Genomic DNA, 21258 nt, shown 5'->3' on the forward strand with positions numbered 1-21258 from the left:
GGTGTGGAGCAGATGGTCTGTAGGTTTGACCCGTAGCTGAGGAAGGCGCGCAAAGAGGTATTTTGGAAGAAATGGATTGCGTGATATCGCTGATCCAACCTTACGCGTGCATTGTGGATCTGGCTTGGGGCGGTCTGCCGTTTTCGACCGAAGTCATACTGCTATTTACTGTGTACTGCAGCGGTGTAGCCAGAGTAATCTGGCGATGGGGGAGGTGCTGTACGAATGCCTGCTGTATTGTCGGTTTGTAGGCTGGGATGGGTATCTGGCATCTGTCCGAGAAGAGCACGATCTTGCGGTTTTGGTATGTGCTGAAGAAATACGATCTGGCACGACATGTATTGGTGACGATCGACGGCTCGTTGTCTGAACAGGGACCGATGTTCAAGGCCGGCATGGTGTTGAGGGTGACAATTATTGCCGTACCTAGTTTGGCGAAGAACCATGAGAGCAAGCGTGGCGCACAGATGCAACAGATCAAGACGGGTAATTAATGGGTACTTTGGCATGGAGCGCCGTTCTGCGTCGATGTGGATTCATGCTTGGTGTATATGGTAATTAGCACTTCGACCAATGTGAAGAGTCTGACACAGGCGGCAGATCTATGACATGGACAAGGAAAAGATGCCTGGCGCGATGCCGGTTATCAGGGCATTCAAAAGTGCGAGGAAGATGCTGATAATGAGGTGAATGGACATGTGGCCTTGCTCCTTGGTAAACGCTGAGCTTTCAATCTTGCCTGAGGTTAGCATCAGTTGCGTGAGACTATTGAGAAAATCAAAGCTAACGTCCGAGCGAAGACTAAGTCACTGTTCCGGATCATCAAGCAGCAGTATGGTTATGCCAAGGTGTTCTACTGAGGATTGGTCAAGAATACGGCGTCACTGGCTATGCAGTTTGCACTGAACGATTCATGATTGATGATTCGATAGGTGGCGGGAGCACAGGAATGAGTCAAATGAGTGTAAAAATGTCCGTTATCTGTTAGGCACTAGGCCAATTATGAGTGTAACTATAAAAGAAACGTCGAAAATTGTGGTGCAATGCACTGGGCGATCTTTAACCAGGTTCTGCAGACTCTCTCTGGAGTGTTAAGGTTATATTTTATGCTAAAGAATTTATTAAAGACTGCGTCAACATTGGCGACTGGAGCGATTTCTGGGCAACTGGTTGTTTTGATGGTCTCGCCTATACTGACTAGAATTTATTCTCCTGATGCTTTTGGGGTTTTTGGTGGCTATGTCGCATGTCTTTATATTTTGGGTTGTGTGTCCGCGTTGAAGTATGATGTTGCCATTCCTTTGGTTAAAAGTAGTCGGCAGGCAAATTCATTAATTGCTCTTGCGGTTTTTATTAATGTAATTTTTTCTGTTTTGATTTTTTTTATTATTTTTTGTGTATTGGCGCTGTATCCGAACAAAGAATATGAGTTTGTGCTTTGGGCCTTGCCGTTAGGTTTGCTTTTGTCGGGTGTTTATAGTGTTTTTATGTATTATAATCTCAGGCTTCGGAAGGCTGGTCTAATAGCAAAAACTAGATTTATTCAGTCGCTCTCTGGTGCTATGGCGCAAGTGTCGCTGGGATATTTAATGGCTGGTGTTTCTGCGCTTGTAATTGGCCAGATTGTTAGTATTTCCGCGGGAGGAGGGCGCCTCATGCGTGCTAGTAGGTTAAAAAATATGCGCTGTTATTTCAGCGCTTCTTTGTTATGGGCTACAGCTAGGCGATATATTGATTTTGCTAAATATAATAGTCCGTCGGCGCTGCTAAGTGTGGGAAATAATCACTTGCCTGTGATTTTAATAGGAGGTCTTTTTTCACCTGCGGCTGCTGGTGTCTATGTAATTGTTCATCGTATATTAATCACTCCTTTGTCTATAGTGTCGAGTTCAATATCATCAGCCATACTTTCTTTTGGGGCAGATTCTTCCAAAATGTCATTTGGAAGAAATGTTGTATTGGTTTTTTTGTGCCTGTCGCCACTATCAGTTTTTGCTGCAGTTTTTGGCTATCATGTTTTTGGCTATGTTTTCGGTGCTGAGTGGGCTTCCGGAGGCCAGGTGGTTGCATGGATGATGTTGTTTTTATCATATAAGTTTATGTATGATGCGACTTTTATGCTGTATGCGGCAAGAAATAATTTAAAAGAAGGGTTGGGGACTCAAATAATAGTTTTTGTAATACGTTTGGGTGGGTTGGTAGTTTGTTCCGTTTTTTTTGATTTCGATGTCAGTATATTTATTTTTTCAATTTCCAGCTCTCTGACATATTTATTTTTATGTTTTTTTGGGCATGCGGGTCGTATGTTCGGATTCACTGGAAAAGATCTTTTAGGTTTGCTCGCGGACTTGGTTGTTGCTTACGTTTTGATCTACTTTTACATTGGTTCAGGTGTATTTTCAGGTTTTTACTTGGGAGTTGGGGTTGTATCTTGGTGGTTAATGCGGATATTGTTGGTGTTGCGAAATGGTAGGGGTGTTTGAGAATGGGAAATATATTGGCTCGTTATTATTTTCCATTTATTATTTATTTGGTTTTTTCAGTTGGTGGGGTGATTCCGCTCAGTGTTGAGGATCCATTGGTTTTGATTCTCTCGGGCTTTGTTTTTGTAAATGTAGTAGGTATGGGGTTTATTTATTTTAGGGATTTTAAAAAAGAACGGGTGCAGGTTGTTTTTTTGTTCTTCTTTATTTCGTTTTTGGTTTCTGCCTTGGGCTTGTTGGCAACCAACGATCTTGTGGTGTCTTTTGAAAAAATAAATGGGGCTGTATTTTGTTCTGTTGTAATTTCGGTGTTTTGGGTTGTTGGGGTTAGGCGTTACGGCGAACATGGTTTTTTGAGGTCATTTTTATTTGTTATGTTTGCATTTTTTGTGCTAACGGTTTTGTATAAGATGCAAATGGGGTTTGGGAGCCGAAGTGTACGATTTTTCATTAATGGGCCTATTGTTTATGGATGGTTGATGGCTCTAGGGTTTGTATTGGCGTTCCATTGCTGGTCGGTAGAGTCTAAGATTAGTTACTTGATTCTTGCTTTGGTTTTTCTGTTTGGAGTCTTTTGGACTGAGTCTAAAGGAGCGCTTGCTGCTTTGGCTTTTTCGTTGTGTGTGTATTTTTTTTCCTATTTTAGGAAAAATATTAAATATTTCCTTTTTTTGGGTTTTTCTTTGTTGGCTATATTTTTTGTGTTCGGGGAGCAAATATCTGCCGCGCTGGATGGTTCTCGTCTCCAAGCTGTTTCTCGAATTTTTTCGGGTGATTTGGGGGAATCGGATTATGGTTCTATCGGTGTTCGCTCAGAGCTTATTAATGCTGCTGTAGCTTCATTTTTAGATTCGCCTATGCTTGGTATAGGAATGGGTAATTTTTCATACCAACAATTTTTTTATCCACATAATCAGCATTTGGAGTTGTTTGCTGAGTTTGGTTTTTTTGTTGGTGTGCTGCACGTGCTTTTTATTGTGTATGCCATATGCAGGTCAAATAGTTTGTATCGTGTTCTTATAATTTTGTTTTCTATTTCAGCGAGTTTTAGTGGTGATGCCTCGTATTTGAGGTTTGTCTATGCGTTCTGCATGATTGGATTAATGCTCCCTGTTAGAAAATCCTGAGTCTCTCTGCTAGGCTAACGGTATTTGTCAACAAAGATATGTACTGACCCAGTAAAAACCACCCAAGAAAACGTTTGAATCCCCAGGTCATAATCTAAGAAAAATGACATGAGCAAGACGATGGAAGAAGACATCAAACGTTGGGCGGCCAAGCGCAAAAGCGCGTTGGTATTCGACATCATCCAGGGCAAAACGACGGTTTCAGCAGCGAGCCGGCAATACGATCTGTCGCCGTCTGAGGTCGAACAGTTGGTTGATGGTGCCAAGCGAGGGATGGAGAACGCCTTGCGTGCCAACCCGTTGAACATCAAGGAACAGTACGCGCGCCAGCTGAAAGATCTGCAGGAAGCGTACGGCGAAGCGATGTTGGAGCTGTGCGCTCGAAAAAAGCTGCAAGTCCTGTTGGGCGAGGAAGGGAAATGATCCTTCGCATGCAGCGGGGCCCGGCTGCTGAGGGTTTCGAGGTGTCGGTGTCAAAGCTCTGCCGCTGGTTTGGTGTGCCGCGTCGAACGGTGTATTACCGACCGGTGAAGTCGGCACCGAAGGTCGATCCCAAGTATGTCGAACCGATCAAAGCAATGATTGAGGAGTCGCCGTTGTTTGGGTACCGGACGGTGGCCTGGCTGCTGGGGTTCAACAAGAACACCGTCCAGCGCATCTTCCAGATCAAGGGCTGGCAGGTGCGCAAGCGTCCGATTGGCTTCAGGCCACGGATCCAGGCATTGCCTTCAGCGGCAACAATGCCGAACGACCGTTGGTCCACCGATCTCTGCCGTATCTGGGCAGGCCGGGACGGCTGGGCTGATTATCTGAAAGAGGCTGTGCACATCTGTTGATTTTTTTTGTTTTGCGATATGGGTGGTGACCTCTTTATTTAGTGATGCTTGAATAAGCGGCCTTCGTAAATTGATGAGTGACTATGCTAGCTTGGCTACAATCAGAATTCGATTTGGTTGTTTGGCGCGTGAAGGGTGTTTGGGATTTGGGTTGATTGGAGTTATTAATATGTGCGTCAAAAAATGAGGATTTGTAATATTTTCTTCTTGTATTGATTGCATTGAAAGAAAATTGTCATTTTTTGATGTGTGCCCCTGTTTAACGGATAAGTTTGGATTATCAGTCTGAGGTTTAAGATTCGCGTAAATCAAGGGTTTGAACGATGGTGGTGACCGTATATTGGTCTTAGGTCGCATGACTTTTTGCATGAGCGCCACGTCCGAGCGTACTGATCATGTTTGTCTACGCACATGCAAAATGTTGGCTATTTTGAACTATGCACTAGTTGTCTTCGCTCAGGCTGTGAAATAATAGCAACGATTTTTCTTGCTGATAACTTTAGAAATACATGAATTGGGGGATGCCTGACATGGCAAAAACGCTGAAGCTGGCTGCGCTGCTGCCGGTTGCGTTGTTGAGTGCTTGCACTGGTATGTATGTAGGCGTGCAAGCGCCGGAGCAGGCGCAGGAAGCTGAGTTGACCGGTGAGGATATTGCGTCCAGGGCGGATATCCGTAGTATCAATGCACAGTCCTTGGCGGAGCTTGTGGCCGCTCAGCGTGCCGCCTCTGCCAAGCAAAGACAGGGGATCGTCTCAGGGCAGCATGAGCAGGCTGCTGTCTATCAGTACCTTTTGGCCCCCCAGGATGTGCTGAATATCACGGTATGGAACCACCCGGAACTGAATAATCCTGCGGGACAACTGAGTAGTGACCTGGCAGGCAGACCCATCAATGATGAGGGTTATTTCTTTTATCCTTACGTTGGGCGCATCAAAGCCGCCGGCCGTACGCCGGCCCAGATTCGCACAGAATTGACCCAGAAATTGACGCGCTACCTGACTGAGCCGCAGGTAGATGTGTCGGTGCTTAGCTATCGTGGCCGCAGGGCGTTTGCATCTGGAGAGTTGAAAAACCCTGGGCCTAGGCCAATCACAGATGTGCCCTTGCGTGTAACCGACCTGGTTGCTCAATCAGGTGGTTTGACGGAGAAGGCTGATCTGCGGAACGCTATCTTGACCCGTAAGGGGGTTGCTCAGCCTTTGGATTTGTATGCTCTGTACTATGAGGGCGACCTCGGGCAGGACGTATTGCTGCTGGAAGGGGATATCGTCACGGTGCCGGAGCGTCGTTTCGATAAGGTATTCCTCTTGGGTGAAGTGCTTGTTCCCCAGTCGAAGATCATGCCTTTGGGGCGCTATACCTTGTCGGAAGCGCTTAGCGATGCAGGTGGGCTGAATCAGACTACCTCCAACGCTGCTCAAGTGTATGTGTTGCGCGGCACGGACACAGGCCGTCCACAAATATGGCATTTGAATGCAAAAGCTCCAGATGCTCTGATTCTTGCGGATAGCTTTGAATTGAAGCCTCGAGATGTGGTGTTCGTTGATCCGGCCGCAGTTACGCGCTGGTCGCGTGTGCTGAATCAGATTTTGCCTACATCTACCTTTCTGGTAACAGGCGCAAAGAATATCAACGATATCGGCAACTAATTTTCCAGCCTAGACGTTTCCAATGACTGAATCAAAAAATGTTCGTACCGATGTCGGCGGTTCCGATGAAATTAGCCTTGGTGAAATTTTTAACGCGTTATTGCAGCGTTGGATTTTAATCGCCAGTATTTTTGTTGCGGTGGTTGTGATAGGCGTGGCTTATGCGCTTTTGGCTAGGCCGGTCTATCAGGCTGATGCGCTGATTCAAGTAGAAGATCAAAAGGGCTCAGCACTTAGCGGGCTGTCACAACTTTCGGAATTCATCGGTGTCCAGCAGAGCTCCGTAGCTGGAGAGCTGGAGATCCTGCGCTCGCGTGAAGTATTGATGAAGGCAGTGCAGGGGACACGTGCAGATTTGTTGGTTGAGGTGGATAATCGGTTTCCCATTATCGGAGACTGGTTGGCTCGTCGGTACTCTGATGATGGAGTGGCTGAACCTACGCTGGGTTTGAGCGGCTATGCTTGGGGGGGGGAGCAGATAGATGTTGCGGAATTTAACGTACCTTCAAGTTTTTGGGGCCAGCCTATTTTTGTCGTAGCCTCCGATCATGGTTTTATCCTGGTTGATGAAGATGGCAAGAAACTGGGTGAAGGTGTTGTGGGTGAGCGGGTTAATTTTTCTATTAATGGCCAGGATGCAACGCTTGCTCTGAAGGGACTCCAAGCACGTACAGGAACTCGGTTCAAGGTACAAAAAAATTCACCTTACGAAACTACGGAACTCATCCGTCAAGAACTTTCAGCAGCAGAGGCAGGTAAGCAAAGCAACGTCATTCGCCTCCGCTACGAAGCTCACGACCAACAATTTGCTCAAGACTTGGTCAATGCCATCGCGCGCGCCTATCTAGCCCAGAACGTTGAGCGCCGCAGCGCCGAAGCCCGTAGCAGCTTGCAGTTCCTGGAAACCCAGTTGCCAGAGCTGAAGCGAACCGTGGACTCCATGGAAGAGTCGCTCAGTAATTACCGTTCGAAGAGTGGCACAATCGCCATAAATAAGGAAGCTGAAGGACTGCTGCAGCAATCCATCAGCCTGGAAAACAGCCGCCTGGAGCTGGAGCTCAAGCGGGATGAGCTTTTACAGCGTTTCAAGCCTGAACATCCCTCGGTCAAGGCGATTCAGCAGCAGTTGGCCCAGGTGCAACAGGCGAGCAACAGGCTGAACAGTAGTATCGACAAGCTGCCGCAGGCGCAAAAAGATTTGTTGCGTTTGGAGCGTGATGCCAAGGTCAACACTGAGTTGTATATTTCGTTGTTGAATAACGCCCAGGAATTGAAGATCGCCGAAGCCGGTACGGTGGGTAACGTTCGAATCATTGATTTTGCGGTTCCGAACAATAGACCGGTGGCGCCCAAGAAGGCTTTGATCGTTGCTGTCAGCGCAGTCTTGGGTTTGATGCTTGGCGTCTTTGCTGCCTTGGTCATGCGCTTCCTTCGCCCCGCTATCCAGCGCAGCGAGCAGATCGAGCAAGGTACTGGCCTGACCACCTATGTCACGGTGCCGGAGTCTGATACCCAGCGTCGTTTCCGTATTTCCACCAAGCGCTCGCGCAGGATGCAGGCAGGCGAAGCTGCCGGCGCCAACGTGCTTGCACTGTCACAACCGGACGATCCAGCGGTCGAAAGCCTGCGTTCCCTTCGTACCGGCTTGGCATTTGCCTTGATGGGTGCCGAAGGCAAGGTGCTGGTGATTACTGGCGCGACTGCTGGGGTGGGTAAGAGCTTTATCTCCACCAACTTGGCTGCCTTGTTGGCCGCCAATGGCAAGCGGGTGTTGTTGGTGGATACGGACTTGCGTCGTCCGCGCCTGGCGGAATATTTCGCCTACGAACGCAAGGAAAACGGTTTGTCCAATGTGCTTGCCGGTACTGCTGAGCTGGATGCGGTCATCCGTCCGATCGTGCAGAATCTGGATGTGATGCCGGCAGGCGCTACACCGCCGAATCCCGGTGAGTTGCTGCTGAGCAAGCGTTTTGCCGAGATGCTCAAGCAGCTGGAAGAGCGTTACGACCATATCCTGCTGGATACGCCACCCATCCTGCCTGTGGCGGATACCTTGGCTGTCATGCAGTATGCCGCGGTGGCCTTCATGGTGGCGCGTGCCGAGCAGACCACGGTGAACGAGTTGCGCGATGCCATGGCCAAGCTGAATAGCGCCGGGGTGGCGGAACCCATGAAGGGTGTGATTTTCAACGGTGTTCGTCGCAATCGCATTGGCTACGGCTCGTCTTACAAGTATTACTATAGTTACAAATAAGTACGAGTTACGAGGGTGTTGCGATATGTTTGAATGTTTGACGCAACCCTCGTTTTCCAATAGGTTAACGGTGGGGATGGGTATAATCCCCGCTTGCTTGTGAGTTTTTGGTTAATTTTAAAAAGGGGCTTATATGAAAGTTCAACAACTGATCGCTTTCGCCGCTGCTGCGATGATCAGCACGGGTGCTATCGCTGCTGAAGGCGCAGCTGCCAGCACCAACGCCGCTGCCAGCACCGCTGGTACCACCACGACTGCTGCAGCTTCCGGTGGCGCTGCCGCTGGCGTGGGTGCTGCGGGCGTCAGCACTGCCGTCATCGGCGCTGGCGTGGCGGCGATTGCTGGCGCTGCCATCATCGGTGGCATTGTCTCGTCCAGCACCGAATCGTCGTCCACCAGCCACCACTAAGCTGCTGATAGCCTTTACATGTTTATGGGCTTTGTAGCCTGGGTGGTATGTTGATGTATGAGCATAAGCCGGGCGGGCTTCCGCCCGTCCGACTTGTCGCTGCACTTGTGCTGGGGGCAATGGCCGTTATGGCTTCCCCAGTTCAGGCGCAGCCTGCTTCCAGCGGCCTGACTGGCCTGATTAATATGCCTTCGGGCCGCATGGAAGAAGAGGGCATGTTTACGGGGGGGTATAGCCGTACGCCGCCTTACAGTGCACCGTATCTGAATGTGCAGATGTTTTCCTGGCTGCAGGTGGCCGGGCGCTATACACGGATCAGCGGTACCAAAGCGCTGACGGATGATTACGGGGCCAATAAGGACAAGGCCGCAGCAGTCAAGCTGCGCTTGTTGCCAGAGAACGCCTGGGGCGTGTCATGGTTGCCTGAAGTGTCTGTGGGGATGGATGATTTCCACGGGACGAAACTTTTTCATAATGAATTCATAGCGGCTTCCAAGCGTTTCCAGCTTTGGAATCTGGGTAGCGCGGATGTGACGCTGGGCTATGGCCGCAAGCGTATTGATGGCGCTTTTGGCGGCTTGCGTTTTACACCCAGTGCCTTGCCTTCCTGGAGCGTGGTGGCTGAGTACGACGCGACCAATTTCCAGAAAGACAATAGTTTCGAAATTACCGGTGTGAATGAGCGCAAAACCGGCAATGTACATGCTGCGCTGGAATATCGTTGGGGTGGTTTTGCGGTACGTGCCGGGCGCGAACATGGTAATACCGCATTCAATCTGGCGGTCAGTATTCCTTTGCAGCAGCGCGATTTGATTCCGAAAATGGATGAAACCGGGCCTTTTGCTGATGGCAATTGGTTCCTGGGGGAACCGCGCCCCACGGCATTGCAGTGGGAGCAGGACAGATCCTATCGCCAGGGTATGCTGCGCAGCCTGCATGATGAAGGTTTGCGTGATGTGCGGATTGCGTATGTGGATGGCGTGATGTCGCTATCTATCGCCGGTTCCCGGCACTTGCATCCGTCGCGTGCCGCTGGCCGTGCCGCGCGTATTGCGATGGCCTATGCGCCGATTGAAACCAGCACGCTGGAGATTACCTGGGAAGCCCTGGATTTGCAGGGTTTGACCTGGACGTTCTACAACGTGCCGATGTTGTCCCGTTATTTTGCGGGCACGGCAACACGCAAGGATTTGCGTCATAGCGTCCGTATTACCTATGCCGACCCGGATGGCCGTACGGCTGCCAGCCAGCAGAATGACCTGGATGCCGTGCTGGATGCTGCGGCATTGGCGGGCGGTGGTTATACCGGCGGAATGGGGGGCAGCCCCTTTGCGTGGAGTTTGGGTTCGCATGGGCAAACGACGCTATCTTTGTCGCCCTATCTGCATTCCTATCTGAACGATCCGAGTGGGGCTTTCAAATACGATATCGGCTTGAGCGCGGATGCGCGTGTGCACATGGCGCGGGGCTGGTGGCTGGATGGCGCCGTGAAGGCGTCGGTACTGGAGAATGTCAGCGATGTGACGCAGGCTTCCAATTCCTTGCTGCCGCATGTGCGTTCCGATCTGGCAGAGTATCGGCAGGCATCGCGGGTCAAACTGTCCAAGTTGTTGGTGAATAAGTACTGGCAACCTGCCGAACGCGTGTATCTGCGTGCGTCCGGTGGTTTGTATGAGGAAATGTTCGGTGGTGCCGGCGGTCAGGCTCTGTATTTGGGCCGCGATGGTAGCTGGGGCGCCGATCTGGCCGTGGATTTCCTGAAGCAGCGTAATTTCAAGGGGACGGGATTCATGGATTACCGTACGCATACGGTGATCGGGTCTTTGCATTACCGTTTGCCGGTGGTGCCGGATACCACTGCCACGATACGCGCCGGCCGCTTCCTGGCGGGCGATCGTGGGGCGCGGTTTGAGATCAAGCGTACTTTCCGCTCGGGGGTCGAGCTGGGGCTGTGGTACACGCGTACCAATGGCGATGACATTACTACGCCGGGTAGTCCCGGTAGTCCTTATTACGACAAGGGCGTGTTCATGCGCATTCCGTTGGCGACGTTGTCCACGCGTGATAACGGTTCGGTGGTGCATATGTCGCTTTCACCCTGGAATCGGGATGTGGGGCAGATGGTTGAGTCGCCGGGGGATCTGTACCAGATGGCTGAGCAGCATTGGCTGCAGAATGCGCTGGATGGCGATGGCTTGCGTGGCTTCGGTGATGTGTATGGCGAGGAGGATCTGCCATGATGTCGCCCTGGTGGTTGCGGGCTGCCGTATGCCTGATGCTTGGCTCAGGAATGAGCCAGGCGGCTTGGGCTGCGGATGAAACTGATTGCTGGGTGGCGGATGAGTCACTGCGAGGGCATTTCCAGGGCATTTGCGTGAATGGCAAGGCGCAGGGCGAAGGCCGTGCCTGGCAGCCCGGTGGCGCGTATTACGAAGGTGAGTTCGAGCAAGGCATGCGCCATGGCAAAGGGGTGCATGTCTATGCCAATGGGGATACCTACTCTGGCGAATGGGTGAGCGATAAGCGTGAAGGCACGGGCCGTTATGCTTATGGTGATTTGTCCCCATGGCGCGGGGATGTGTATTTTGGCGGCTGGCGCAACGATATGCGCGAAGGGCGGGGAACCTATGTGTTCTGGCCCTCAGGCGAGCGTTTTGTCGCGCAATGGCATGAAAATGCCACGGAAACGCCTGCCGGCCCGACCATGACGCGGCGCAAGCAGGCGGTAGAGAGCCTGGCGCCGGTGATAGGCAAGCTGGATACGGAAGTCTGCTCGATTTCCACTGAAGGGGCGAGCCCGGATCAGGTCGCGCACGGTGTGGTGCGTGGTGTGGTGGATGACCGCTTGTTGGTGGAAATTCAGAATGGCGCTGTGCTGGCCGCCAGTAAGAAACCGGCATTGAACCCACGTTGGGAAATTTTGACTGATTGGATGTTATGCCCCCGCAAATGAATGCTGTCTCTTCGGGTAGAAATGCCGGAACCGGTTCGGCGCCGCAATTGCTAGTGATGTGTACCGGCAATGTGTGCCGCAGCCCCATCGGGGAAGTCATGTTGCGGCATCATCTGGCGCTGGCCGGTGCCGATGCCGAAGTCTTTTCGCGTGGCTTGGGTGCGCCGGCTGGCCGGGCGCCGCACCCATTTGCCGTGCAGGTTTCGGACGCACATGGCGTGCCCATCCCGGAAGATAAGCGGGCAGCGCAGGTCAATGATATTGACCTGCGTATGGCGGTGGCGGTACTGGTGATGGATAACGGCCATCGTCATGAAATACAGCGGCGTTATCCTTTTGCCAGTGGCAAGACTTTTCTGATGGCGCACTGGCAGGGCAATAAGGAAATTGATGACCCTATCCATTCCCCAGTCGAGGCATTCGAGCAGTGCTGGGTGGATATTGACGCCGGCTGCAAGAGCTGGGTCGAGAAATTGCTGGAAATGGGTTTGATCAAGCGCAAGGCTTGATTCGTTGCCGTGCAGGTCTATGTCCTGCACGGCGCGCCTGGCTCGAATGGCTAGGGGAAACACCCACATAGGCAGGTTTTCAGACAGTTCGCTGGCACAATGAGGGGAGAAGGTTTGATCTGCCTCATGTGCCAGAATGATTCATTTCATTTTTGAATGTATCATCATGTGTCAGAATGCCTATAATTAATGACAATTCTTCTGGTGTTTCAGGCGTGTTGCCTGGAATCTGGTACAAATTCGCAAATCATCAGGATGCGGCGATCGCATCAGGCTGCGCAGAATTGGCATGATGTGTTCGATATCATGGGCGGCTTGAGGATCTGCTTCTCCAGATCGTTTCTGTATCCCCGAATTCAATTGGAGTCAGTGTGATAGTTACCAAAGCCGTTTTGCCCGTTGCGGGCCTGGGTACGCGTTTCCTGCCGGCCAGCAAGGCCATTCCCAAGGAAATGGTCACGGTGGTGGATAAGCCGGTGATTCAGTACGTGGTGGAAGAAGCTCTGGCGGCTGGTATTGATGAAATCGTGCTGGTCACACACGCCAGCAAGCGCGCCATTGAAGACCATTTCGATACCAACTACGAGCTGGAAGCCGAGTTGGAGCGCCGTGGCAAGAAGGAATTGCTGCAGGTGCTGCGTGATATCGCGCCTGCACGGTTGAAAGTATCGGCTGTCCGCCAGGGGCGGGCGCTGGGCTTGGGGCATGCGGTTGCGCGTGCACGTGAGATCGTGGGCGATGCGCCGTTTGCGGTGATGTTGCCGGATGTGCTGGTGCCGCATAACGGCCAGCCGGATCTGGCTGGCATGGTGACGCGTTTTGTCGCCGGTGGGAATGCACAGATTCTGGTTGAACCTGTGCCGGAAGAACTGGCCCATCAGTACGGGGTGGTGGATCTTGGCGGCGCCAGGCTCCAGGCAGGGGACGCAGCGGTGATCCGTCAGGTGGTGGAAAAACCGCCGCGTGGCCAGGCGCCGTCGAATCTGGCGATTGTCGGCCGCTATGTGCTGCCGCCGCGGATTTTTGAGTTGTTGGAGCAAACCCAGCCGGGCGCTGGCGGCGAGATCCAGCTGACGGATGCGATTGCCGCCCTGATGCGCGAGCAAGGCGCCGAGGCCTGGCATATCAGCGGGCGTTCCTTCGATTGCGGCAGCAAGATCGGTTATCTGGAAGCGACACTGGCCTACGCCTTGCGCCATCAGCAATTGGGCGCCGAGTTTCGCAGCCTGCTGGCCCAGTATTCCAATCAAGGTTAATGCCTCATGCATTTGGCGATCTACGGCGATACCACGGGCGCGTTCGTTAGCGCCGGAGCCCTGGCTTCATCGGGCCACTTTATTTCTTTGCATGTGCCTGGCGGGCGCCAGGCTTTCAATGCTTCGGAAGTGCCCAGCCGTGAACCCGGCCTGAGTACCTTGCTGAACGAACAGTTGGCAGCCGGCACCCTGGTGGTGGAAGATTTCGATGCGCCGCGGCCGGCGGAAGTGGCGGTGATCTGGGTGGCGCTGGCGCCGGCACAGTTCGAGCTGGCCTATAACATCGTGGCGCGCCTGCAACCCCGTAGTGACGTTCCTTGGCTGGTGGTGAATCAGTCCACCTTCCCGGTGGGCAGCTCGGAGGCACTGCAGGAAGTGCTGATCGAGGCTGTGGGCGAGGGCGATGATGCCGTGCTCTGCTTGCCTGATTTGCTGGTGGAAGGGGCCGCGCTGTCCGGTTTCACCAGGGCGGAACACTGGTTGGCAGGGTCGGATTCGTTCTGGGCGCAGCGTATGCTGGCCGAGATTCTGCGGCCGTTCAATCGCCGGCGCGACAACATCATGTGGATGACCACGCGTGAAGCCGAATTTACCAAGCTGGCGATCAGCGGCATGCTGGCCACGCGCTTGAGCTTCATGAATGATATGGCCAATCTGGCCGATACCCTGGGCGTGGATATCGAAAATGTTCGTCAGGGGATGGGCGCCGATCAGCGGATTGGTTCCGCTTACCTGTACCCGGGCTGCGGTTTTGGCGGCCCGGCATTTTCACGGGATGTGCTGAGCCTGGCGCGTGAATTGCAGCGCAGTGGCATGCAGTCTGAATTGCTCAATCAGGTGTGGCGCATCAATGAGCGGCAAAAAGAAGTGCTGTTTCATAAATTGTGGCAGCACTATGAGGCGGATTTGCAGGGGCGGCGTATTGCCTTGTGGGGAGCCGCCTTCAAGCCCGGTACGGCGCGTATCGACAATGCGCCGGCGCTGCGCTTGATTCAGGCCTTGTGGGCGCAGGGGGCAGAAGTGCATGTGCACGACCCCAAGGCCATGAATGCCTTGGCGGCCTGGGCCAAAGAGCAGGGCCAGCCGCTGGCTTTGCATGACGACCCCTACGATGCCTTGCAGCAGGCTGACGCCTTGCTGCTGGTGACGGAATGGAAGGGGTACTGGAGCCCCGATTTTGCCAAAATGGCTACCCTGATGCGCCACGGCGTGCTGCTGGACGGCCGCAATATCTGGGACCCGGAGTTCGTCAAGGAACGTGGTTTTGTCTATCACGGAATTGGCCGGCATTGATTGCGTCGCCCGCGACTCTTCCTGTCGGGCATAAGGATGTGAATATATGAGCTGGAACGCATTGCTGCAGCATGCGCTGGATATGAAGGGGCGCCATATCTCGTCCCTGTTTGCCGATGATCCGGCGCGGTTCGAGGCATTGCACTGCCGCTTCGGTCCGTTGCTGTTCGATTATTCCAAGCAACGCCTGGTGCCGCAGACACTGGATATGTTGTGCGAAGTGGCCCGGGAAGCCGGGCTGGAGCATTGGATGTCCGAGCTGTTTTCGGGTGCGCCCGTGAACGCCACGGAAGACCGAGCGGCCTTGCATTGGGCCTTGCGCATTCCCGACGATGTGCCCTGCGTACTGGATGGCGATGATATTGGTGTGCAGGTGCATGAGCAGCTGCGCCATATGGAACGCATCGTGCGCAAAGTGCATGCCGGGCAATGGCGTGGCGTAACGGGCGAGGCCATTACCAATGTCGTGAATATCGGCGTGGGGGGGTCGGATCTGGGACCGCAGATGGTCTGCCGCGCCTTGACGGCAGATTTCGGCGATACGCCGGTGCGCCTGCATTTCGCCTCGACCATGGATGGTAGCCAACTGGCTTATCTGTTGCGCACGCTGAATCCGCATACGACGCTTTTCATCATTTCTTCCAAATCGTTCACCACGGTGGATACCCTGGCCAATGCCGAAACGGCCTTGCATTGGTTGCGCCGTTCCCTGGGGGATATGGAAGGCTTGCTGCGCTGCCATTTCATCGGGGTGTCGTCCTCCGCAGAAAAAATGGCGCAATGGGGCATTCCGGAAGAAAACCAGCTGCGTATCTGGGATTGGGTCGGGGGCCGTTTTTCTCTTTGGTCAGCCATCGGCTTGCCGATTGCGCTGGCCTTGGGCATGGAGGGTTTCCGTAGCCTGCTGCGCGGCGCGCGCGATATGGATCAGCATTTCCGGCACGCGCCCTGGCGCGAGAACCTGCCCGTGCTGATGGCTTTGATTGGTGTCTGGAATATCAATGCCCTGGGCGTGCATGCCTTGGCGGTCTTGCCTTATGACGGGCGGCTGCATCACTTGCCGGCCTATCTGGAACAGCTGGAGATGGAATCCAACGGCAAGAGTACCGGCCGTGACGGCAAGCCCGTCAGTCGGGCAACATGCCCCATCATCTGGGGCGGTGTCGGGCCGAATGCCCAGCACGCGTTTTACCAGTTGCTGCACCAGGGGACGGAGGCAGTCGCCTGCGATTTCATTGTGCCGGTGCGCCGCTACCGTGAACAGGCCTATACCGAGGCCATGCGTGAACTGGTGGCGCAGCATGAACTGGCCTTGGCCAACTGCCTGGCGCAGTCGCGCTTGCTGGCGCTGGGCGACGCCGCCTTGCCCGGCGCGGTGGCGGATTTGCCGGTGCATATGCGCTATCGCGGCAATCAGGCATGTTCCACGCTGCTGCTCGATGAGTTGTCGCCGTATAGCCTGGGTGCCGTGATTGCCATGTACGAACACAAGGTGTTTGTGCAATCCGTGATCTGGGGTATCAACCCATTTGATCAATGGGGGGTGGAGATGGGCAAGCGTATCGCGACTGAAACCTTGAAGCGTATTCGTGCGCCCCAGGAAGACTTTCGCGGTACGGACGCCTCCACGGCGGGTTTGCTGCGCCGTATCCGGCAAGCCTGAGCGGTTTGTTTGACAAAGGCCTGGGGGGCGGATGGTGGCGTATTCAGCGCCATCCGCCCCCCAGGTCGTCTGCACAGGCTAGGCTGTCACGGTGATGGAAGTGATGCCGTGGACTTCCACGCGGTTACGGCCATTGTGCTTGGCCTGATACAGCATGATATCCGCGTATTTGAGGACGGTTCCAATATCGGCGGCGTCTTCGGGCCAGCTGGCAACACCCAGTGAAATCGTGATGTGGCCCACCTTTTCGAATTCCACTGCCGCGATGCGCAAGCGCAGCCTTTCTGCGACATGGGCGGCCAGGGCTTTATCGGTATGCGGCAGCAGGATCAGGAACTCTTCACCGCCGACCCGGCATGGCAGGTCCATCTGGCGGGACGCATTCATCATTTCCTGGGCAAGAATCTGCAACACGATATCCCCGTTGTCATGGCCATAGGTATCGTTGATCCGCTTGAAGTGGTCGATATCTACCGAAATGATGGAAAACGCCGTACGGGTTTGAAGACTATGCTCCAGTGCAGCGTCCAGGCTGCGGCGATTGGGTAGCTTGGTCAGGGCATCGGTTTCGGCATCTTCCCGCAGCTTGATGATTTTCTTGTTCAGCAGATTCACGCCAAACAGCATCATACGCTTGAGTTCATGCGCTTCGAAGTACCAGGATTTGACGCGGTTGATCTTTTCGCCGGTGCGCGGGTCGTCCATATTGCCGGCCTCGTTGGCGAGAAATTGCAGCGGCTGCGACACCTTGCTGGCACACCACCAGATCAGGACGAAAATCAGAATGGCGAAGGGCACGGTCCGGAACAGCATTTGCTGCATCAGGGCGTCGAGAGGCGCCAGCGTCGCGCTGAGCGGGCGCTGGGCCACAATGCCCCAGTTGGTCAGCGGCATGACGGCATAGCCGGTGATCATTTCGATTCCTTTGCTGTTGGTGACGACACCGCTGCCGGAGCGTTGTTGCAGCAAATTTTCTATCGTGGCATTTTTGCGGGCAGGTTCGCCGACTCGGGTCGTGTCGGGATGGTAGAGAATGGTGCCATGCTGATCCACGACGTACAGATAGGAACCGTCGCGATAATAATGCGTGCCCAGCAAGCGGTGCAGAATGCTGTCCTGTTTGAGATAGATAGAGCCGCCTACGGTTCCCAGGAATTTGCCCTCTGTGCTGTATATGGGCTGTGACAAAAAAATCAGGAAATTGCCGACGGCGGAGAGATAGGGCTCACTGATTAAAGGCTTACGTAACTTCAGGGATTCCTGAACGCCGGGAGTGTTCAGACGAAGGCCGACGATGCCCAGGGTGTTGGGCGAGGCCGCCAGCACATCGCCTTCGGTATCGGTAATGACAACCGAGTTGAAACTGTCGGTCTGGGTATGCAGGCGTTCGGCTTCTTCCGCCAGCCGCGGTATGTTGTCCATTTGATTGGCCAGCACGCCCGCAGCGACATGAAGTTGCTGCAGCGAGGAGTTCAGGAACTCGTTGGTACTGGTCGCCAGCTTGTTGGCATACATATAGCTGCTTTCCAGCGTCTGGTCGATCAGCTGTTGCCGCTGCACGGTATAGCCGGAATGAAAGGTGCTGATCAGCGCAGCAAGGGCGCTGAGGAGCGAGAGAAAAAGGATCAGGCGGCGAAGATTGATCCGAGGAGGGGAAGAGTCGGGCATCCTGTCATTCCGCGCGGATGGGTTAAGGCAACGCCACAACGGATGGGGCGCATCGAGCATGGGGGTGTCTGGTGGTCGGCAGCGGCTCGGGTTGCGAACCGCGCGGGGGCCGGATAATTATGGCGTGGTGGCAGTGTGATCGTGACCGGCGTGTTCGGAAAGGCTGCCATCGCATTGCGCGCAGTGCGATAGCCCCTGAATAATCGCACATTCTTCGACAGGATGGTCGCCGTTGCATTGACGCCGCAAGCTGTCTAGCCGGGCCCGCAGTGCGCTCAGCGCCGCCATGCGTTGCTCGATTTCCTCAATGTGGCGATCCAGCAGGGTGTTGACCTGCTGGCAACCTTGCCGAGGCTCTTCGCGCAAGGCCAGCAAGGTGCGGATTTCGTCCAGCGACATGTCCAGCGAACGGCAATGGCGCACGAAGAGCAGGCGCTCATGGTGTTCCGCCCCGTAAACACGATAATTGCTGCTGTTGCGCAGTGGTGGTGGCAGCAGGCCGATCTGTTCGTAATAGCGGATGGTTTCAACCCCGCAACCGGTATGCTGGGCGAGCTGGCCGATTTTCATGGCATTCTCCGGAACGGAAGGTAGGAAGAGGCACCAGCCACGCTGGCGCACAAGCGTGTTGGCAGGCGCATGATACGCGGTACTGATTGGCGGCAGGCGTCTGGCAAGCAGGTTTTCTCGCGCTTCTCATTATAGCGCTTGACCCTATAGCCGCTACAGGGTTTGTAATGAGGGCAAGATCAAACCAAGAGCAGGATGCATGCGATGGAAAAGAATCACGCCCACAGCCATGAACATGACCATGCGGCCGGTCGCGCGCATCGGCGCACACATCAGCATGCGCCTGAGCACACGCATGATAGCGGCGCGGCATGCTGCACGCCAGCTCAGGGCGCCGCGTGCAGCGCAAGCGAGGAAGGGGATGCGCTGGCCTGCTGCGACCATGGCGACCACGGACATGGCACCGAGTTTGGCTGGATGCTCTGGGTGGCGGGTGCGGCAGCCTTGGGTTCGGAGATCGCGCACTGGGTGCTGGGTGATGGCAACTGGCTGGTCTTGCTGCTGGCGGTCGTAGCGATTGCCTGCAGCGGTTTTTCTACCTACAAGGCTGGCCTGTCAGCCTTGGCGCGTCTTGATCTCAATATGAATGCGCTGATGACCGTTGCCGTGACGGGCGCGGTGCTGATCGGGCAATGGCCCGAGGCAGCCATGGTCATGTTTCTGTTCACGCTGGCAGAGTTGATCGAGGCGCGCTCGCTGGAGCGTGCCCGCAATGCGGTGCGCACCCTGATGGATATCGCACCGGAGACGGTGGATGTGCAGCAAGCTGACGGCAGCTGGTTGCCGCAAGCGGCGGCGCAGGTGCCGGTCGGCAGCCTGGTCAGGGCGCGGCCTGGTGAGCGTATTGCGCTGGATGGCGAGATTGTCGAAGGGAGGGCGGCGCTGGACCAATCACCCATTACCGGCGAGAGCCTGCCGGTGGAAAAGGGCCCGGGGGATACTGTCTTTGCAGGTAGCATCAATACTTCCACGCTGGTGATTTACCGCAGCACGGCGCCCGCGGATGGTTCCAAACTGGCCCGTATCATCGCCGTGGTCGAAGGCGCGCAAGCCAGTCGCGCGCCGACGCAGCGTTTCGTGGATCGCTTCGCACGGATTTATACGCCCGCTGTGTTCGTGATTGCCTTGCTGGTCGCCATCCTGCCGCCGCTGTTGCTGGGGGGCGCCTGGATGGATTGGGTCTATCGGGCCTTGGTGCTGCTGGTGATTGCCTGCCCTTGCGCACTGGTGATTTCCACGCCGGTGACAATCGTCAGCGGGCTGGCTGCCGCAGCGCGTGTCGGGGTGCTGGTCAAGGGCGGCGCGTTCCTGGAGCAGGGGCGTAAATTGTCCTGGGTGGCCTTGGATAAGACGGGCACCCTGACGCATGGCAAGCCGGCGCTCACGGATATTCGTGTGCATGACGGCATGGGGATGGCAACGCCGCAGGATGTTGCCACGGGCGATGCGTTCCTGGCCTTGGCGGCCAGCCTGGCGGCCTTGTCGGATCACCCGGTTTCGCAGGCGGTGGCAAGGCACGCTGCGGAGCGCGGCCTGGTGCTGCATGATGTGGATGGTTTTGAAGCCGTCAGCGGGCAAGGAACGCAAGGCCGGATCAGCGGACAGGACTACCGCCTGGGCAATTGGAAGCTGATGGCCGCAGGCGGAGTGGCGGACGGTACGGCGCAGGCGGCCATGGATGCCTTGGCCAGCGAAGGCAAGACGGTTGTGGCCTTGGCATCCGGCAAGCAAATGCTGGCGCTCTTCGGCGTGGCCGATACGCTGCGCGCTACCAGCCGCGATGCCATTGCCGAGTTGCATGCCTTGGGGGTTTCCACCTTGATGTTGAGTGGCGACAACCAGCACGTGGCCCAGGCCATTGCCCGGGAAGCCGGCATTGATGACGCGCGTGGCAACCAGTTGCCGGAAGATAAGTTGACGGCCGTGCGTGGGCTGCAGCAGCAGGGCATTGTGGTCGGCATGGTGGGGGATGGCATCAATGACGCCCCCGCGCTGGCGCAGGCAGATATTGGTTTTGCCATGGGGGCGGCAGGTTCGGATACCGCAATGGAAACTGCCGATGTTGCCCTGATGGATGACGACTTGCGCAAGTTGCCCTACTTTGTACGCCTGGCGCGCCGCACGGCCAGGGTGCTCTGGCAGAACATCGGCCTGGCGCTGGGAATCAAGGTGGTTTTCCTGGCGCTGGCGATTGCAGGGGAAGCCAGCATGTGGATGGCGGTCTTTGCCGACATGGGGGCAAGCCTGCTGGTGGTCTTCAACGGCCTGCGCCTGTTGCGCGCCAGGATGTAAGCCAGACATCGCATTGTTTCGAGTGCGCCGGCCCAGTGGCAAGTGCCCTGGGCCTTTTTTTGTGCGTTGCCTGGGTCGCCTATTGGGTGCAGCTGATTGCGTGCGGTGTAGTGGGCGCAGCCTGCCGTGCTGCCGTGCACGCAAGGTGGTCTGGAAATTGAGGGGAAACTGGTCTGTCTGCGGTTCGCGCTGGCGCGATATAAAACGGCTTCTTTCCTATGTGGTATGCACATATGAAGACTTTTTAATGAATGAAGCCGGCCATTTTTGCCGTCAGATAGTCGCCAGCCCTG

17 protein-coding genes are annotated in these 21258 nt (G+C 54.9%); 15 read left to right on the top strand and 2 right to left on the bottom strand.

Annotation, left to right across the window (positions count from 1 at the left end):
- The first annotated feature begins 257 nt into the window (after positions 1-257).
- From ACNA1V_RS01480 to pgi, 14 genes are all read left to right on the top strand, one after another.
- Complete coding sequence (locus ACNA1V_RS01480) at positions 258-494, top strand: hypothetical protein (protein WP_415831810.1); 237 nt, start codon at positions 258-260, stop codon at positions 492-494.
- 612 nt (positions 495-1106) lie between these two features.
- A complete protein-coding gene (locus ACNA1V_RS01485; RefSeq protein WP_415831811.1) occupies positions 1107-2483 on the top strand; it encodes a lipopolysaccharide biosynthesis protein in 1377 nt (458 codons plus the stop codon).
- Positions 2484-2485: 2 nt separating this feature from the next.
- Positions 2486-3610 carry an O-antigen ligase family protein gene (locus tag ACNA1V_RS01490; protein WP_415831812.1) on the top strand — a complete coding sequence of 375 codons (1125 nt, stop codon included), beginning with the start codon at positions 2486-2488 and terminating at the stop codon, positions 3608-3610.
- A gap of 108 nt (positions 3611-3718) precedes the next feature.
- Positions 3719-4033 carry a DUF1153 domain-containing protein gene (locus tag ACNA1V_RS01495; RefSeq protein WP_415831813.1) on the top strand — a complete coding sequence of 105 codons (315 nt, stop codon included), beginning with the start codon at positions 3719-3721 and terminating at the stop codon, positions 4031-4033.
- The gene (locus tag ACNA1V_RS01500; protein WP_415831814.1) at positions 4030-4446 is read left to right on the top strand and encodes a hypothetical protein; all 417 of its coding nucleotides are present in this window, start codon (positions 4030-4032) and stop codon (positions 4444-4446) included. The genes ACNA1V_RS01495 and ACNA1V_RS01500 overlap by 4 nt, the downstream gene beginning before the upstream one ends.
- 530 nt (positions 4447-4976) lie before the next feature.
- Positions 4977-6098: a polysaccharide biosynthesis/export family protein gene (locus ACNA1V_RS01505; RefSeq protein ID WP_415831815.1), complete on the top strand. Its 1122-nt coding sequence runs from the start codon at positions 4977-4979 to the stop codon at positions 6096-6098.
- 22 nt (positions 6099-6120) lie between these two features.
- Positions 6121-8352: a polysaccharide biosynthesis tyrosine autokinase gene (locus ACNA1V_RS01510; RefSeq protein ID WP_415831816.1), complete on the top strand. Its 2232-nt coding sequence runs from the start codon at positions 6121-6123 to the stop codon at positions 8350-8352.
- Positions 8353-8485: 133 nt separating this feature from the next.
- A complete protein-coding gene (locus ACNA1V_RS01515; RefSeq protein WP_415831817.1) occupies positions 8486-8761 on the top strand; it encodes a hypothetical protein in 276 nt (91 codons plus the stop codon).
- Positions 8762-8889: 128 nt separating this feature from the next.
- On the top strand, positions 8890-11001 hold the full coding sequence (locus ACNA1V_RS01520) for a YjbH domain-containing protein (protein WP_415831818.1): 2112 nt from the start codon (positions 8890-8892) through the stop codon (positions 10999-11001).
- Positions 10998-11714 (top strand): MORN repeat-containing protein, encoded by a 717-nt coding sequence (locus ACNA1V_RS01525; RefSeq protein WP_415831819.1) that lies wholly within the window; start codon positions 10998-11000, stop codon positions 11712-11714. The genes ACNA1V_RS01520 and ACNA1V_RS01525 overlap by 4 nt, the downstream gene beginning before the upstream one ends.
- Complete coding sequence (locus ACNA1V_RS01530) at positions 11711-12223, top strand: low molecular weight protein-tyrosine-phosphatase (protein ID WP_415831820.1); 513 nt, start codon at positions 11711-11713, stop codon at positions 12221-12223. Before ACNA1V_RS01525 ends, ACNA1V_RS01530 begins: the two co-directional genes overlap by 4 nt.
- A 371-nt stretch (positions 12224-12594) precedes the next feature.
- Positions 12595-13479, top strand: a complete 885-nt coding sequence (galU, locus tag ACNA1V_RS01535; RefSeq protein WP_415831821.1) for a UTP--glucose-1-phosphate uridylyltransferase GalU — start codon at positions 12595-12597, stop codon at positions 13477-13479.
- Between the two features lie 6 nt (positions 13480-13485).
- Complete coding sequence (locus ACNA1V_RS01540; protein ID WP_415831822.1) at positions 13486-14772, top strand: UDP-glucose dehydrogenase family protein; 1287 nt, start codon at positions 13486-13488, stop codon at positions 14770-14772.
- Between the two features lie 46 nt (positions 14773-14818).
- On the top strand, positions 14819-16435 hold the full coding sequence (pgi, locus tag ACNA1V_RS01545) for a glucose-6-phosphate isomerase (protein WP_415831823.1): 1617 nt from the start codon (positions 14819-14821) through the stop codon (positions 16433-16435).
- 78 nt (positions 16436-16513) lie between these two features.
- Here pgi and ACNA1V_RS01550 read toward each other — a convergent pair whose 3' ends face one another.
- Positions 16514-18103: a sensor domain-containing diguanylate cyclase gene (locus ACNA1V_RS01550; protein ID WP_415831824.1), complete on the bottom strand. Its 1590-nt coding sequence runs from the start codon at positions 18101-18103 to the stop codon at positions 16514-16516.
- A 117-nt stretch (positions 18104-18220) separates the two neighbouring features.
- Complete coding sequence (cadR, locus tag ACNA1V_RS01555; protein ID WP_415831825.1) at positions 18221-18673, bottom strand: Cd(II)/Pb(II)-responsive transcriptional regulator; 453 nt, start codon at positions 18671-18673, stop codon at positions 18221-18223.
- 204 nt (positions 18674-18877) lie between these two features.
- Between cadR and ACNA1V_RS01560 the strand changes: the two genes are divergently transcribed.
- Positions 18878-20965: a heavy metal translocating P-type ATPase gene (locus tag ACNA1V_RS01560; protein ID WP_415831826.1), complete on the top strand. Its 2088-nt coding sequence runs from the start codon at positions 18878-18880 to the stop codon at positions 20963-20965.
- Positions 20966-21258: the final 293 nt, after the last annotated feature.

Source organism: Kerstersia similis, from assembly GCF_965139615.1.
Classification (GTDB): Bacteria; Pseudomonadota; Gammaproteobacteria; order Burkholderiales; family Burkholderiaceae_B; genus Kerstersia; species Kerstersia similis.